The following is a 15,910-nucleotide window of genomic DNA, read 5'->3' as shown; positions in this document are numbered from 1 at the left end:
CGTTGGAACGGATCCGCAGAGTGTTATTCCGTGGTATCACGTTAGATTACTCAGCGCCTTATCCATTATCGCAGTACAAACAAAATTCGTACACGATCTATTCACACGGAATGACGAGGCTGAGTCTCTTATAAAGTGGAGCTACTTTACAATACCCGCTATGAGAAAAAGCAAAACATACTTTTTGGTTTTTTTCAGCAGACGAAATGGTCATGCTGCTTGAACAGCAAACAACGGGGGTTTTGGCGGTAGGCGTGCTACAATAAGGCTGTCGATAAGATTAAGTCGTTTAGCAAAGGGTGATAGTCGAATGCAAATTGCAATAGCTGGAGCAGGACTGGCAGGCGTGTTCGCAGCACAGACACTTGCCGCTGCTGGTCACGAACCGTTTTTAATCGATAAAGGCAGAAGTGCCGGCGGCCGGATGGCAACGAGACGAATTGGGCAGGGCAGGGCCGATCATGGAGCTCAGTTTTTTACAGTCCGGACAGAAATCTTTCAGAAGGAAGTGGACCGCTGGCTTGAGCGAGGCCAGGTTAAAAAGTGGTTTGGTGACGACCATCCGCGATACATGGCACCTGACGGAATGAATACGTTAGTAAAGCAGATGGCTTCTGCTTTTGACCTCCACTTGGAAGAAAAGATTGTCCGAATGGAAGCGGAGGCGGACAGTATTCTGCTCGCAGCAGATTCCGGCAGCATTTTCCCGGCAGATGCCGGAATCGTCACGTTCCCCCCTCCGCAGACCGCAGAGCTCATGCACCGTTCTGCTATTCCGGGCACCAAAGAAACGGTGAAAACGTTGGAAACGTTAACCTTCCGCCCTGCCATTGTTGGACTGGTGACGCTAAAGCAGCCGGCAGAAGCCGGTTCACATGGAATGTTGGACCGGGATTTACCTGAAGGGATTGAGAAAATCATTGCCGCCGATCAAAAAGGACTGACGTCTGAACCGATTTTATCTGTTTACATGACAGCAGACTGGAGCAGGCGCTACCTGGATGAACCGGATGAGAAGGCAGCCGAAGCGCTCAATAACTCACTCGCTGAATGGAAACAGCTTGAAGTAAAGGACTTGCAGGTTAAACGCTGGCGCTATTCAGAAGCAGAACAGACACACGCAGGTGCATGGCTGCAGGCAGAGTCACTGCCGCTGTACTTTGCGGGAGACGCCTTTTTACACAGAGATGATGCAAGTGGAAGAACCCGTGTTGAAAGCGCCGTGCTTTCCGGCATTGCAGCTGCCGAGGCACTCATCAAACAGCATGGTTAACTATAGCAACTGTATTCACGAACCGAGCAGCATCTTCGGCCTGTCAGACAACTGACAGGCTTTTTTGTAAAGCGATTTTCTTTCATGCGGGACGTTGATTGGCCCCAATCTGAACGTGCACATCTGTATAATGCAGCGTGTCGAAAAAGAAGTACCGGAAGACACAGCGGGTCGATTCCAATTTATATCAATAATAGGTCGATTGGACAGCAAAAAAATAGGAGATACTTACACTATTTCTGAAATTTTAGTTAATTCATTGAACTTACTAACTTTCGTGCGTATGCTGAAAGAGAATGATAGCGCTGTCATGATCCGGGAAGGCTGGTGAAAAGCAGAAGGTGTGATCAACAAACAGCACATGAATAACAAACTCAGCATCTCATAAAAGGAGAGGGTTTTTTGAGACAGGTAAAACGAACGATCGCAGCTGTAGCCGCTTTATCGCTTACGGCACCATTTGGAGCAACAGCATTTGCCGACAGCCACAGTCCTCATGCGCTCGATGCAGACTCCATGCAGGAACGGTTTGCAGACTCTTTTGATATTGGTGCAGCCGTAGAGCTTTATCAGCTGGAAGGTGAGCATGGAGATATATTGAAGCACCATTATGGAAGTGTAGTCGCAGAAAATGTGATGAAGCCGCTTTATATACAGCCTGAAGAAGGGGAGTTCTACTGGGATGAAGCAGACCAGCTGGTCGCATTTGCTAATGAGCATGATCTGGATCTCAGGTATCATACACTCATCTGGCACAGTCAGGTTCCAGAGTGGTTTTTTATCGATGAAGAAGGCAATGAAATGGTAGACGAAGAAGATCCGGATCAGCAGGAAGCAAATAAAGAACTGCTGCTGGAGAGGCTGGAAACGCATGTTAGCACAGTAGTTGAGCGATACAAAGATGACATAGATGCTTGGGACGTGGTGAATGAAGTCATTGATGATGAAGGCGGATTACGCGAATCAGAGTGGTATCAAATCACCGGAGACGAATACATTAAGCGTGCATTCCATACCGCTCGTGAATACGGCGGGGAAGATGCGAAGCTGTTTATCAATGATTACAATACAGAAATCAATCCGAAGCGCGACGATTTATATGCCCTCGTGGAGGAACTTCTCGATGAGGGAGTACCAATTGACGGCATCGGCCATCAGTCTCATATTCAGCTTGACTGGCCGACGCTTGAAGAAATTGAAGAGTCGATCCGCTTGTTCGATGGCCTTGGGCTTGAAACGCATATCACGGAATTAGATGTCAGTCTTTACGGCTATCCGCCGACCCCGGCGTTTGATACGTACGCTGATATTCCGGATGAGGCGTTTGAGGTTCAGGCGGAGCGGTATCATCAGCTCTTCACGCTTTACGAGTCGCTGGATGAGATGATCACGAACGTGACGTTCTGGGGCATTGCAGATGACCATACGTGGCTTGATGATCGTGCGGAGGAGTTTAATGACGGCATCGGAAAAGACGCTCCATTTGTATTTGATGTCGACAAAAACGTGAAGCCTGCATACTGGGCAATGATGAGCGATGAACCGGCGACAGAAGCAGAAATGGAAGCAGGCGTTGAACCAGTAGACGTGGTAGAACACGGAGATGAGCTGCCAGCTACAGCGACTAATATGCCGCTGTATGGATTGCTGGGGCTTGTTGCAGCTGCCGTGGGCGTCATTCTTCTTAAACCGAGAAAAACAGAAGAATCACGCGCATAAGCATAAATTAAAAGCACAGTCCGTCGTTGCGGACTGTGCTTCTTTTAACAAGTTATTCAGCTGATTCGATCTGCCATGAACCGTTACGGCGCGGGTCACCGCCGCCGTACATGCCGGACACATTTCCATCTTCATCAAGCGTCAGGCCAAGGCCTTGAATGCCGCCGTAGAAAAGTGGGGAGGTGTGCTCAACAACAGAGTAGTTCATTGCCTGCAGCTCCTGAACCGCTTCCGGATCAAAATCGGTATCCTCTACATAAATGACGTTATCTTCATTATAGAAGCGAGGATGTTCAATCGCTTCCTGCAGAGACATCGATTCACCGTCGTCATTTACTCCGTGCTGGTAGCGCATAATCGTCTGCAGCACCATAGCGGGAATACGACGTCCGCCAGGTGAGCCCATTCCGAGAACAGGACGTCCCTGCTCTTCAAAGATCATCGGTGCAACAAACGTACGCGGACGTTTACCTGCCTCATAATAGTTAGGAGATTCCTCATCGAAGCTGAAGTTATCTACCTGGTTGTTTAAGAAAAAGCCGTTCGTGTATATACCAGATCCGTAAAACTCCCCAAGAGAGTGCGTTGCAGATACCATCCGACCATCGGAGTCAACAATGACAAAATGAGTCGTATGCCGGGCATCCGCTGTCTCAGAAGGAGTGTCAAACAAGTCTGTATCAGTTTCGCCGATCTCTTCTGCAGAGAAATTGTCGACGAGCGTATCGATGTAGCTGTCAGCTGTCAGCTGATCGTTGTCGACATTTGTATAGGCCGGATCACCAAGCGTATCAAGTCTGCTTGCATACGTGATACGCGTGATTTCATTAATCATGTGCGTGTAGGCAGCTGCATGCTCGGGTTCGCTGGCCAACTCCTCAAGTGTCACGTCACTTTCTTCTGCAATGCGCTCAGCCATCTGAAGCGCCTGTACAACTACAGCACCGGAAGATGGGGATGCACCGCCGTGAACGACCTGTTCGCCAACCTCAGCTGAAACCGGATCGTTTTCCTGTGCTTCATAATTTGCTAAATCGCTCAGCTCAAAGGGAGAACTATTGTTGGCTCCAAAATCCGGGTTATCGATAACGCGTTCCATTTCTGCGACGATTGCTTCCGCAATCTCGCCGGTATAGAACCCGTCCGCTCCTTCTGCCTGAATCGTTTCCAGGGTATTTGCAAGTTCATCCTGAACGAGCGTGGAGTTTACTTCGAACGGCTGACCGCCCGGGAAAAAGATTTCCCGTTCATCAGGCGTGAGCGTATTCAGGCGGCGAGCCGCGTTACCAGTCGTTTGATTGAGCACGTTTCCAACGTCAAAGCCTTCACGGGCTGTTTCGATCGCGGGATCAAGCAGTTCCTCCCACGATAGCTCAGAATGGTTCTCATGGATCATTTCCATCCCTTTTACGAGGCCTGGCACAGCGATGCCTCGCGGCGTACCTTCGCTGTTCTCTACCATGTCCACGTCAATACTTTCAGCGGCAGCCTCCCGGTAATCGTAGCTCAAAATGCCTTCTTCGGGATCGTGGACGAGCATAAGCCCACCTCCGCCAATCCCGGAGCCGTATGGCTCGACGACGTTCAGCATGAAGGAGATCGCAACGGCGGCATCAACTGCATTCCCGCCGTTTTCCATAACTTCCATACCAACATCTGCAGCGAGAGGATGTACGGAGCTGACGCCGTACACGCCGATTGACGGCTGCGTTTCTTCTGAATGATTTGTATTCGAAGTGTTCTGTTCATTGTTCGGCTCTTCAGTCTCATTGCTTCCGGATACCTCAACAGAGTCTGTCTGCCGATCCTGAAAGGCACCGGAGTATGGTTCGCGGAACGGATCGAATTCGTCCGCAAAATAAAGGTTCCATGCGACGAGTCCTACAAAAATGACGGATGCTGCTGCATAGGTCCAGCGGAGATATGGTTTGTAATTCATGATGGTCCAACTCCTTCAAGCACTCCAGCAGCGTCCAGATCCACCTTGAGGCGGCCATCCTCGACTGTCCACAAGTCGGAATCAAGTTCTTTACGCAGCGTACGGAAAATGCGGAAATCGTGATAGCTTTTTAACGGTCCGGCCGTTTCATACGGTTTTGTATCTCCAATCCGGATCGGCACAAAGGACATTTCCGTTGAGCCGTCATCCAGAAAGTCGAGCTGGGCAATGACCGATTCCTTCGTACGGGACCAGCCCTGGTCAAATACAAAGTTCCCGAGGCTGTTCATCACAAACGTGCGGTGGCCATCGTTATTTTCAACAACTGTTAACGGCTCCAGCACGTGGCTGTGGTGACCGATGATAATATCGGCGCCGTAGTTGTTCATAAACTGGGCCAGCGCTTCCTGGGTCTCGTTGTAGCCTACCTGATACTCATCGCCCCAGTGCACGTGCACCATCATCACATCAATGCCAAGACCGCCGTCTTCTTCAGGAAGTTTTGCCTCCTGCAGCTGTTCCCGCAGGATGGTCAGTCCGACATATTCAGATGTAAAGACCCCGCCGACGTAATCAGAGGCGCTGAAGCCTTGTACGAAAACGTCGGTGAAACCGATAATGCCAAAGCGGACGCCGTCTTCATTTTCAAATGTTTCAATGCGTGAAGCATCGAGATCCCCTGTATCCTCTTCATCAATGTTCAAAGCATCCCCAATGCCAACCAACTCAATATCTGCATCGCGCATGTGGTCAAGCGTTTGATTTAATGATAAGTCACCGTAGTCGAGCATATGGTTGTTCGCCAAGTTCACAGAATCAAAGCCGGCATCGATCAAGGCATCAACGGAGTCCGGCTCCGCAAAGAAATGAATATCCTTATTGTGAAGCTCGGCGTCTTCTATTTGCGGGGCAATTTCCGGATCATCGGGGTCCATCACCGGATTCTCAAAATTTCCCGTTGTGTAGTCAGATTCGTGAAAGAACGGTGTCACGTAGTCAAATACGCGATCAATTGGTTCATTTGCCTGGTTTGCGGCCTCCAGCACGTGCCGGCCCATCATCATGTCTCCGACCATGGATATGCGGTAATCAACGTTATCCGGTCTCGTATCCTCTGCTTCCTCAGCAGGAATGAACCAGCTGTACCCAAATAGGGGGACAGAGATGACAGCCATGGCAATGAGGGAATCACGCAGGGCTGTTTTTTTATGTTTGATTTGGAGCAGCTTCATGCGCTCCTGAAAGGTAAACTTTCTTTCCATAAACTATTCTCACCTGCTTTAAAATAAATGAAACACTGTGATAATAACAAAGGTAGCAAAGGCTATGACAAAGGTGGACGAGAAGGTGGGCAGAACGCCCTGCTTTTGAATAGAATTTGCTATCAGCCCCGGCACGATAACACCTATGCCCCGGAGCTCAAATATCTCGAACCCGACAAGCGGATAAGAAAAGTCAACGGCCATTTTTAATAAAATCCCTACCGTCAGCATCGCACCAAACTTTCGTCTGCCGTATAAAACTGTCATGCGTCCGATCACCTGCGTGACGATTAAATATGTAAGCAGACTGATTGCGGCAACAATCACTAAGTACATAATCTGATCAAATACGAGGGCCAGATAGCCCGGTACAACAAGTCCTGCAGGAACAATTCCTGTTTTCTCTGCATAAAGAAGGGATAGCAAAACCCCGACAACAATCGCAATGTATAAATCCGTACCAAACAAGCTCAGCCAACTCCTTTAAAATAAGTGAAATATGCATGCCGAGAAGGCTGCCCCGTAAAAGAACAGCCTTCCACGACTTGCCGATTAATGCTGCTCGGCCAATACGCGGTCCCGTCGTTTCGGAAAGTAAGCTGCACCTGACTGCTTGCCAGGATCTTTCCGTTCGGCACCGAGTTCTTCCATGGCGTCAGCAATTTCCTGACCGCCGCCGTGAATATTTCCAATCCCATAGAGCAGCGTCTCATCCGGGAGCTTTTTCAGTTCATCAATAACTTCCTCTGTGTCTGCTTTTTCCAGGTTAATCAGCTTATTCACCTGGATGCTGCCTTCCTCATAAGCGCGGACAATGGGCTGGACGGCTTTACCAGCTACGATCAATGTGTCCATTTTCAGCTCGGGAAGCACTTCTTCAGCAAACTGAATCGTTCTGTCAACACGGTCATCCCGGCAATTCATGATAACTGCCTTGTGCCTGTGACGGTAGCCAGAGGCAAGAATTTTATTCCATATATTCCGCGTGGAAGTAGCATCATTTGCAGCGAAACCATTAAAGAAATAGCTCGGTTCAGATGCTGTACCGAAGGAATGAATTTTCATCGCACCCGGATCTACCGGTGCATTCAGCATCCCCCGCATCGCTGTGTCACGGTCTATTCCAAGAATGCCGGCAACGGCTAAACCAATCGCCGCATTTTCCGCAAACATCATGTAAGGGAATTTCTTCAAGTACGACTCATCAATGCCCTTCGTAGAATAGTAGACCACTTCAGAGCCGCGGTTTTCTGCGATATCCTCAAAAAAATCATTATAGTCTGTTTCCGGCATGACGACATATCCGTTTTTCGGAATCGTACGGGAAAAGGCTTCAGCAATCTGATCGAGGGTAGGACCCATGACATCAAGATGATCTTCCACAATATTCGTGATAACCGTAATGTGCGGACGAACAAATCGGTCTTCGAATACCTTCTGATACTCCGGGTTAACTGCCATACACTCTGCAACAAACGTGGAAACGTTGCGGTCAGCTACTTGATCATTGATGATTTTCTGCTCAGAAATGTTAGCACCCTGCAGGCTCCGCATAATCGGTTCTTCCTCTTCAGAATCCCAGTAAAACAAACGGGGAGAGGTGCCGGTTGTTTTACCAGCAGTTCGCTGTCCATCTTCTTTCGCGATTCCCATTAAGAGTCGGGTGACGGTTGATTTTCCTCGAATTCCATTTACAAGAATTCGTGTCGGAATCTTTTGCAGCTGCCGATCCATTTTTCGGCGTTCCTTGATGCCAATGTAAAAAATGACTGCTGCAATGACTCCGAGATACATTAATTCGGCCATTCCTGCTACCTCCTGAAATAACTTGCACCTTCTGTTCTGTCCAGTAAGCGGACGTTCCCCAATTATAAGAACGCCAACCATCCTGTTATGTTTCACTCAACAGAGAAAGTTTCTTATAGTAAGGACGTCAGCTGTGTCAGACTGGAAAATAGAACGGAAAAGACACTATCCTTAGAACTATTCCCTTGAAAGCATGCCCCTAACCGCTGAATTCACATGAAATATTTACCATGAGGCAGGCGGGAGTAAGCTTCAAGCATTTCTATTATACGCTGTACCTGATACACTTATACAGGAATCCTAATGAAAAATCTATTATTTCGTCGAACTGTAAAAGGAGCTTAATATTCATGAAGTCGATTTTAATTGTGACAGCGGTTGAAAAAGAACGTGAAGCAGTAAGACGAGTGTTTGCGGAATCAGAAGCTGCAGTGGAACTGTGCGGCTTTGGACCGGCAGAATCAGCAGCGAGAACCATGAAGGCTGCACTGACACATAAACCAGACGTGATCATCAATGCAGGTATAGCCGGAGCATTTCCCGGAAGAGCCGTAATCGGTGACGTCATCGTTGGCACACACAGTATTTTTGCGGATTTAGGAGCGGAATCAGAAGCTGGATTTTTAAGTACGGATGAATTAGGATTTGGAACGTCTGCTTTTTCTTCAGAGGCTGCCGCTCAATTTGCGGAGCTTCAAGCACACTATCTCCCTATCCTAACAGTTTCTACTGCTGCTGGAACAGAGTCCCGAGTCTCAGAACTTATGGTGAGGTATCCTGAAGCCGGAGGAGAAGCGATGGAAGGTGCAGGAGCTGCTCATGCCGCGTTAATCTGTGGGATTCCATTTGTTGAAATTCGTGCGGTTTCAAATATAACTGGGCCGAGAAGCTTACAAAAATGGGATATCGAGCAAGCGCTTAAACAGCTCTCGCTCGTTCTGCAGCAATGGAAGGAGAGAGTAGAATGAAAATTGCATTTTCACCATGCCCTAACGACACATTTATTTTTCACAGCCTGGTCAATGGATCTGTACCGGGGTTCGATGATGTTAAAGTCACTTACGCTGATATCGATCAAACGAATGGATGGGCTGCTGAAGGAGAAGGTCCATCTGTCATGAAGATATCATTTGCCGCACTCCCGTATGCGGCGTCGGACTATGACCTGCTGCAATGCGGCGGCGCGCTCGGCCGTGGCTGCGGGCCGCTTTTGCTGATGAAGCAGGAAGATACATCTGACTGGCACGAAAAAACGATTGCCGTGCCGAGTGACAAGTCCACTGCCTATCTGCTCTTCCGCCTCTGGCAGAAGCAGCAATTCTCAGGTGTTAAGGCAGCAGTAACGGTGATGCCGTTTGAAGACATCATGCCGGCAGTGGAGCGCGGTGATGTAGATGCAGGTCTTGTCATCCATGAAGCGCGATTTACGTATCAGAACTTCGGCCTGAAAAAGCTGGTGGATCTTGGAGACTGGTGGGAACAGGATACCGGCACACCTATTCCGCTCGGGGCGATTATTGCTAAAAAGGGAACGGACACAGACATGTTGGCAGCCGGGATTCGAACGTCACTCACCGCAGCGTGGGAGAATCCGGAGAAGGTTATGCCTTACGTGATGGAGCACGCGCAGGAAATGTCCGAGGAAGTCGCAAAATCGCACATTGATCTCTACGTGAACGAATTTTCATTCGCGCTTGGCAGTATCGGCCGGGAAGCAGTCGAACAGCTGCTTACCCGTGCAGCTGACGAAGGTCTCGTACCAGAAATGAATTGGGACGATCTCTGGAATAAACAGAGCTAGGCAGAGGCGATCCCTTTGTCTGTATGTAATCAACGTAATTCAAAAAAAGCCTGCTGTGAAGGTGCACAGCAGGCTCTTTGTTATGAAATGCAGGTATTATCAAGAAGGCTTGTAGGTTTTTTGGGTAGAGCCGTCCTGTTTCTGGACGATAACCGACGTTTCTTTATTCCGAGCAATCTCCTCGGCCCGGGAGACGGCCTCCTGTTTTTCCGAAAAGGTGTCTGAAGGCTGTTTCGCACTTTTTGATTGAACCGCCCAGCCGTTTTCGTGGGGTTTTACGTAAACATCCTTATCCGTTAACTCAGGGCGCGCGGAATCATCACCGTCTGCGGACTCGATTTCCTTTTGGGATGCTTGCTTAAGCTGCTCGATTTCCTTGTCAGATGCATTTTTCTGCCATTCCTTAGCTTGTTCGGTCGCAATCGGGATTGCTTCCCCTTCCTTATAGCCTTCTTCGAGCATCGTATTCGCGATATCAATTGCTTTTTTGCGGACGGCAGTATCTAAATTTTTCAGAGAGCTTGGGTAATCCTGCATATTCCATGGCATGGAGGTCACTCCTTCAGAATGTAGTGTACAGCTCTTTTCCCAGATCCCTTTTAAAATAATCGTGTTTAGGAAAAAGAAGGGAAAGGAAATAGAAGCAGTAATGAAACCATTAAGAGGAGGAATGCTTCATGAATGAGATTCAAAAAGATGAACTGATGAAAGCATTGCATGACTGTATGGAAGCCTGCAACAGATGTTTTGATGAATGCTTAAAGGAAGACGACGTTAAGATGATGGAAGCGTGCATCCGAATCGACCGTGAATGTGCGGATGTCTGCTCCTTTACCGAACAGGCTGTTTCCAGAGATTCTCCGTTTCTTGATGAATATTTAAAAACATGTGTGGTCGTTTGCAAGGCTTGTGCTGATGAATGCGGCCAGCATGATCACGATCACTGCCAGCACTGCGCAGACATGTGTAAAAAATGTGCTGACGTATGCGAGCGGTTTATCGCTTAATAAATAAAGAAACGGAAAGCATCGACCACTCTCAGGTGCTGTCTCTACTACAGGGGCAGCACTCTTTGCTGTCTGCGGGAAGAAAAGATGCTAAATACGTTTGCCGAAAAAGGATACCTGCTATACTTTTGGAGGGGAGGGGGAACTTCATGCAAAATACAAGACTGATCACCTTAACAGCAATGCTTACAGCTATTGGAATTGTCGGTGCAGCATTTATCTGGTTTCCAGCTGGTGTTGCCCGAGCGTATCCTGTCCAGCACGCGGTAAACATCATTGCTGCCGTCCTATTAGGGCCCGGGCCTGCGGTGCTGATTGCATTTTTAATCGGGCTGCTTCGAAACCTGCTCGGACTGGGAACGATTCTGGCCTTTCCCGGAGGGATGGCAGGAGCGCTGCTGGCAGGATTGGCATACCGATGGTCACGTAAAACGTGGGCGGCAGCTGCTGGAGAAGTAATCGGAACATCCATTGTCGGAGCGCTGTTGGCTGTACCAATCGTCATTTTCTTTTTAGGAGATTCAGCAGCTATCTTTGCTTTTGTACCAGCATTCTTTGTAAGCAGTGCAGCAGGTGCCGTCCTAGCTCTGCTTATTTTAAGCCGCTGGCGGCCGGATCGAAAAAGAAACGAATCTGAATAAAACGAAGAAAACAGAGTAGGGCCAGTGCCTTCCCGGCGACGTGTACTTCCCGCGCCTCGTCAATTCTTTAAGGCGTCGACCAGTTAACATCAACGAAAAAGTCTTTCCACTTACATGTTTATTCGCTTGATTGTATTTCCCCTCTGCTTACTTAGCCCGCCGCGGGCTGGCCTTCAGCTGTTTGATCCCTGTTATGAAGGGAAGAAAGGCACGGGAGGATGGCGCGGCTTCACTCGGACTCAGGCTTCTCACAAGAAGCCTTCAAAAGCCAGTCCGGCTCCGCTCGTGCGTGGATGCCGTTCACAGATCTGAACGGTACGAAATCTTCAGACTGCTTGTTGCGCCTCCGCCGGACACACCGGGAAAATAGCTCTGATTTGTGGAGAATAATGTCACGACAGGCAAACGCGACTGCTTTTTTACCTTTTATACGGAATTGTAGGAAGTACGGACACCCCTGTTCAACATCGAAACGTCTCATCGGGAAGGTTCTATCCTGTATGGAAGCCGATCGTGCAGTCCGAACCAGGCACGTGAAACGCACTGCAGCTGCCGGCATCGAAGGAGCTCGGATCAGAACGAGGCGAAGATCCGGCGAAGGGAAGAAGAGAAAGCCGAGCCCGTTCCCTCTGGAAAGCGAGTGTCCGCAGATACAGGCAGATGCAACGTGATTCACCTAAAATGACTTTATCAACACTCTGAAAAGCGAGCCGATCATCATCGGCTCGCTTTATTCTGCAGTCACAGGCGTAAAACCAGAATGCCTGTGAGCTGAAGCTTAGGATAAAAAGGCGTTCTGCCGTTCGTCGATACGAACGGCAGAAAATATTTATTGCTCAAGCTCTGTATACACGACAAGTCGTTCACGGTGGGTGCCAACATTGCGGTCAAATTCTCCAGTGCACGTAATTAAGTTTAAATTGCGCGACGCCGTGCCGCCAAAAACCTGGTCAACTGGTGCATCTTCATACGGATAACTCTCCATTGACTGTACAATAAAGGTCATCTGTTCACCGTCTTCGTCATACAAATGAATGCTGTCACCTGGCTCTAACTCTTTCAGGTCATAAAATACGGCCGGACCTTCATAGTCATCAACATGGCCTGCCAGAACCGAATTACCTTGCGCTCCTGGTTTGGCACCTCTGTTAAACCAGGCAACTGTTTCACCCTCATCCGGAACAGCCATTTGACCCTCTTCGTTCAATCCATACCCGTCCACGACCGCATCTACATCGATTGCGGGAATTTCAATGCGAACCGGTTCCATTCCGGAAGAAGTTCCACCAAGAACAGGTTGAATCGGCTCTGCCTCCTGAACGTCTTCAACTGTTTCTTCAGCTTGATTTTCTTCGGGATCGTTCTCTTCTTCGGAAACTGCATGTTCCTCAGGTTCGTTCGACTCGCTGCTGGATGCAGTTTCTGAATCTGGCGCATACTCGGCATCCGCGTCACCGGGTTCAGCCTCAACCTCTTCTGATACAGCGGGCTCCATTGGGCTCTCAGGGGACAACGAAGTTTCCGGAGAAGAGAAATTGTCCTCCCCGGAACCGGAACAGGCTCCGAGGAAGACAAGAAGACTTACCCAGTAAAGGTTACGCTTGTGGAGCAAAACGTCTGCGGAAGAATACTGCTGCAGCGAGAGCCCCTGCTGCAATTGTCAATGCAATCGGCATCAGGCTGGAAGACTGGGAAGCTCCGCCCATACCAGTTTGCGGCATATCAGATGGAGCAGCGTGTGCTTCGTCAGCGACGAGAACAACATCTAGCTCATCAGCATCTGCGCCTACTGCGTATGCAGAGTACACCATATCTGCTTCAAGCGTTGTACCGGAAAGGTCCAGAACAGCATCTTCCGTACCAGCTGCACGGATTTCCAGATCATACGTGTCTGGGTCAAGCTCGAGGTAGTCCGTTACTGCGAAGAATTCAGCACCTTCGAAAAGGGAATCTCCACCGACAAGCCCGACGTCAACAGCTGGTGCACCTGGAGACAGGTGGCCGACACGTATTTTCGTCATACCTTCTGTTACCGTGTTATCGTCAGCAAAAGCTTCAAGACGGAGGTTTTCAAGCGTGTCGACAGCAGCTACTGTGTAGTACATGCCGCCTTCGACTGTGAGTGTCTCTTCAATGACAGGATCTCCTTCGCCGCCTTCACCGGCTGGGAAAATCGCTACGTCGTGATCGCCTGCAGGAAGTTCAAGGTAGTCAGTGATATCCTGGAATGCTGCTCCTTCAACTGCTGCATCACCGTTCACATACACGTCTACTTCCGGAGCATCAGGAGAAGCATGGAATACCCTCACCATCGCGTTGTCGCCGTCATCCCCGTGACTGTCCGCAAATACAGGAGCTGCTGCGCTTCCAAACATAAGCATAGCAACGAAAACAATCATAAGCCATTTCAACTTTCTCAACCTCATCATCTCCTTGATCATTTTTGTATTGGTTGAATAACTTCTATACAATGTATGTAAAGAGATTGTTCAACCAACGTATAGACTATATATCCCGTTTGTACAAAAGGTAAACCAATAATCTGAAAACTTTTTTATGTTGCTAACAATGTCACGAAAGAAGCTGTGACGATCGTGACTATTTGGAATACGTGTCATTTAAAAAAGTTTTTATCTTCCATATAAGTAACAGTCACACAGAGATTATTTCTTTAAGGAGAACCGTTGCTTTATTGAAAAGACTCTATAAATGATTGATATCGGAATAAAGAAAGTACGCCTGCGGCACTTCCGTCCGGAAGGATCGACTCGTCACGCTCTTTTTTTCTTCAGGCCTGCGAAAAAGCTGGGAAGTTCATGCAGCTTGGTTCCTTCAATCAACCAAGGGCGTGAAATTAGTAAAATAGGATATACAGCTGAACGTGTTAGCATCATGACAACTTGTAAAGAAGGATGAATATCGTTGCAGTGCAGCAAGGACGTGCCTGAGCACATTCGTTTCTCTAAAATGTACAAAGTGAGCTAGACGCGAAAAATTTAGTCGTCATCATTCATTGACGTAAAAGACAGCGCTTCCAGCAGACTAAGTATTGCAATCGCTGCGATTTTCCCTTAGAATGAGGAATTATCACGTTAAACTAAATATTCTGACGAACTTTCTTATCAAGAGAGATGGAGGGACCGGCCCGTTGATATCTCAGCAACCAGCCTTTGGCAAGGTGCTAAATCCTGCAGTTTCCGAAACGGGGACTGTAAGATAAGAAGAAAAATCACGACACTTTCTTCTTTATCGCAGCCGGTAAAGAAGTTTTTTATATTTACAGACTCGTTACCAGACTCGTCAGTCTATAACCAGAGAAGGGAAGAGCGCAGCCATGACAGACCGGAAGTACTCACTGGAAACAAAGCTTGTACAAGCAGGGAACCGCAGCGATCAGACAACTGGAGCCGTTAATGCTCCCGTTTATTTTTCCACTGCCTACCGGCATGAAGGAATCGGCCAGTCCACCGGCTTCGATTATTCACGAACAGGAAATCCGACTCGCGCGGTGCTGGAGCAGTCCATTGCTGAGCTGGAAGGTGGCGTGAGAGGACTGGCCTGTGCATCGGGGATGGCCGCGGTACAAGTAGTCCTGTCCTTATTTGAACAGGGTGATGAAATTATTGCGACAAGCGATCTGTACGGCGGAACGTACCGTCTCTTTGAGAACGGCTGGACGAGATGGGGTATCACGTTTCATTATGCAGAGCCTGACCAGCCGGATTCCTTTGAGGCTAAAATCAACGAGCGCACGAAAGCGCTGTTTATCGAAACACCAACGAATCCGCTCATGCAGGAAGCCGATCTGGCTGTCTACGCAGCGCTTGCGAAGCGGCACGGTCTGCTTCTGATCGTGGACAATACGTTTTATACGCCGGTGATTCAGCGGCCTATAGATGAAGGGGCTGACATCGTTATTCACAGTGCCTCCAAGTATTTATCCGGACACAACGATGTCATTGCCGGGTTAATTGTCGCAGCAGATGAAAAAGTTGGAGAGGAGTTGTTCTATTATCATAACAGCATCGGAGCTGTACTTTCTCCGTTGGATTCGTGGCTCGTGATCCGCGGGATGAAAACGTTGCAGCTCCGGATGGATAAGCATACCGAAAACGCACGGATTATCGCTGACTTCCTGGAGAAGGAAGACCTCGTCACAGACGTTATTTATCCAGGAAGGGGCGGGATGCTATCCTTCCGGGTGGAGGATGAAGCGATGGTCAATCCGATCCTGCAAAACTTGTCGGTTATCTCATTCGCCGAGAGCCTCGGCGGAGTTGAGAGCCTTATGACGTATCCGGCTACGCAGACTCATGCAGATGTTCCGGAAGAAGTGCGTATGAAGCTTGGTGTCTGTAACAGGTTGCTCCGATTTTCGGTAGGCATCGAATCAGCTTCAGACCTGACAAACGATTTAAAAGCGGCATTTCAACAAGCAGCGCTGGAAAGGAAGATATAAACC

The 15,910-nt window shown here is 48.6% G+C and carries 14 protein-coding genes and 1 riboswitch; of the genes, 7 read left to right on the top strand and 7 right to left on the bottom strand.

Annotated elements, in window-relative coordinates; translation table 11 throughout:
* Nucleotides 1-310 precede the first annotated feature (310 nt).
* A complete protein-coding gene (locus ACSZLD_RS06845; RefSeq protein WP_444684695.1) occupies nt 311-1,273 on the top strand; it encodes an NAD(P)/FAD-dependent oxidoreductase in 963 nt (320 codons plus the stop codon).
* A gap of 402 nt (nt 1,274-1,675) precedes the next feature.
* Nucleotides 1,676-2,992 (top strand): endo-1,4-beta-xylanase, encoded by a 1,317-nt coding sequence (locus tag ACSZLD_RS06840; protein ID WP_444684694.1) that lies wholly within the window; start codon nt 1,676-1,678, stop codon nt 2,990-2,992.
* A 52-nt stretch (nt 2,993-3,044) separates the two neighbouring features.
* Here ACSZLD_RS06840 and ACSZLD_RS06835 read toward each other — a convergent pair whose 3' ends face one another.
* The 4 genes from ACSZLD_RS06835 to pgsB form a co-directional block, all read right to left on the bottom strand.
* Nucleotides 3,045-4,931 carry a gamma-glutamyltransferase family protein gene (locus ACSZLD_RS06835; RefSeq protein WP_377908776.1) on the bottom strand — a complete coding sequence of 629 codons (1,887 nt, stop codon included), beginning with the start codon at nt 4,929-4,931 and terminating at the stop codon, nt 3,045-3,047.
* On the bottom strand, nt 4,928-6,193 hold the full coding sequence (locus ACSZLD_RS06830; RefSeq protein WP_377908777.1) for a CapA family protein: 1,266 nt from the start codon (nt 6,191-6,193) through the stop codon (nt 4,928-4,930). Before ACSZLD_RS06830 ends, ACSZLD_RS06835 begins: the two co-directional genes overlap by 4 nt.
* A gap of 18 nt (nt 6,194-6,211) precedes the next feature.
* Nucleotides 6,212-6,661 carry a poly-gamma-glutamate biosynthesis protein PgsC gene (gene pgsC, locus ACSZLD_RS06825; protein WP_168008011.1) on the bottom strand — a complete coding sequence of 150 codons (450 nt, stop codon included), beginning with the start codon at nt 6,659-6,661 and terminating at the stop codon, nt 6,212-6,214.
* 84 nt (nt 6,662-6,745) lie between these two features.
* Complete coding sequence (gene pgsB / locus ACSZLD_RS06820; protein ID WP_246238235.1) at nt 6,746-7,999, bottom strand: poly-gamma-glutamate synthase PgsB; 1,254 nt, start codon at nt 7,997-7,999, stop codon at nt 6,746-6,748.
* Nucleotides 8,000-8,349: 350 nt separating this feature from the next.
* Between pgsB and mqnB the strand changes: the two genes are divergently transcribed.
* Nucleotides 8,350-8,967 (top strand): futalosine hydrolase, encoded by a 618-nt coding sequence (gene mqnB, locus ACSZLD_RS06815; RefSeq protein ID WP_168008013.1) that lies wholly within the window; start codon nt 8,350-8,352, stop codon nt 8,965-8,967.
* A complete protein-coding gene (locus ACSZLD_RS06810) occupies nt 8,964-9,800 on the top strand; it encodes a 1,4-dihydroxy-6-naphtoate synthase (protein ID WP_444684693.1) in 837 nt (278 codons plus the stop codon). The genes mqnB and ACSZLD_RS06810 overlap by 4 nt, the downstream gene beginning before the upstream one ends.
* 99 nt (nt 9,801-9,899) lie before the next feature.
* Here the strand turns inward: ACSZLD_RS06810 and ACSZLD_RS06805 are convergent, their stop codons facing one another.
* The gene (locus ACSZLD_RS06805; protein WP_168008017.1) at nt 9,900-10,349 is read right to left on the bottom strand and encodes a DUF2188 domain-containing protein; all 450 of its coding nucleotides are present in this window, start codon (nt 10,347-10,349) and stop codon (nt 9,900-9,902) included.
* Nucleotides 10,350-10,477: 128 nt separating this feature from the next.
* On the opposite strand from ACSZLD_RS06805, the gene ACSZLD_RS06800 reads away from it, so the two are divergent.
* Both ACSZLD_RS06800 and thiW read left to right on the top strand, forming a co-directional pair.
* Entirely contained in the window at nt 10,478-10,807 is a 330-nt protein-coding gene (locus ACSZLD_RS06800; protein WP_168008019.1) for a four-helix bundle copper-binding protein, read from the top strand.
* Between the two features lie 149 nt (nt 10,808-10,956).
* Nucleotides 10,957-11,448, top strand: coding sequence for an energy coupling factor transporter S component ThiW (gene thiW / locus ACSZLD_RS06795; RefSeq protein WP_377908779.1), 492 nt, complete (start codon nt 10,957-10,959; stop codon nt 11,446-11,448).
* 829 nt (nt 11,449-12,277) lie between these two features.
* Here thiW and ACSZLD_RS06790 read toward each other — a convergent pair.
* Both ACSZLD_RS06790 and ACSZLD_RS06785 read right to left on the bottom strand, forming a co-directional pair.
* Complete coding sequence (locus ACSZLD_RS06790) at nt 12,278-12,961, bottom strand: class F sortase (protein WP_444684692.1); 684 nt, start codon at nt 12,959-12,961, stop codon at nt 12,278-12,280.
* An 82-nt stretch (nt 12,962-13,043) separates the two neighbouring features.
* Nucleotides 13,044-13,874 (bottom strand): DUF4397 domain-containing protein, encoded by an 831-nt coding sequence (locus tag ACSZLD_RS06785; RefSeq protein ID WP_440898538.1) that lies wholly within the window; start codon nt 13,872-13,874, stop codon nt 13,044-13,046.
* Nucleotides 13,875-14,564: 690 nt separating this feature from the next.
* Nucleotides 14,565-14,671, top strand: a riboswitch (SAM riboswitch).
* 111 nt (nt 14,672-14,782) lie between these two features.
* Here ACSZLD_RS06785 and ACSZLD_RS06780 point away from each other — a divergent pair.
* On the top strand, nt 14,783-15,907 hold the full coding sequence (locus tag ACSZLD_RS06780; protein ID WP_377908782.1) for a methionine biosynthesis PLP-dependent protein: 1,125 nt from the start codon (nt 14,783-14,785) through the stop codon (nt 15,905-15,907).
* Nucleotides 15,908-15,910 lie beyond the last annotated feature (3 nt).

The organism is Alkalicoccus luteus, assembly GCF_052061695.1.
Lineage (GTDB): Bacteria > Bacillota > Bacilli > Bacillales > Salisediminibacteriaceae > Alkalicoccus > Alkalicoccus luteus.
Note: the sequence above shows the minus strand (reverse complement) of the source record. Positions and strands in the feature narration are given on the sequence as shown.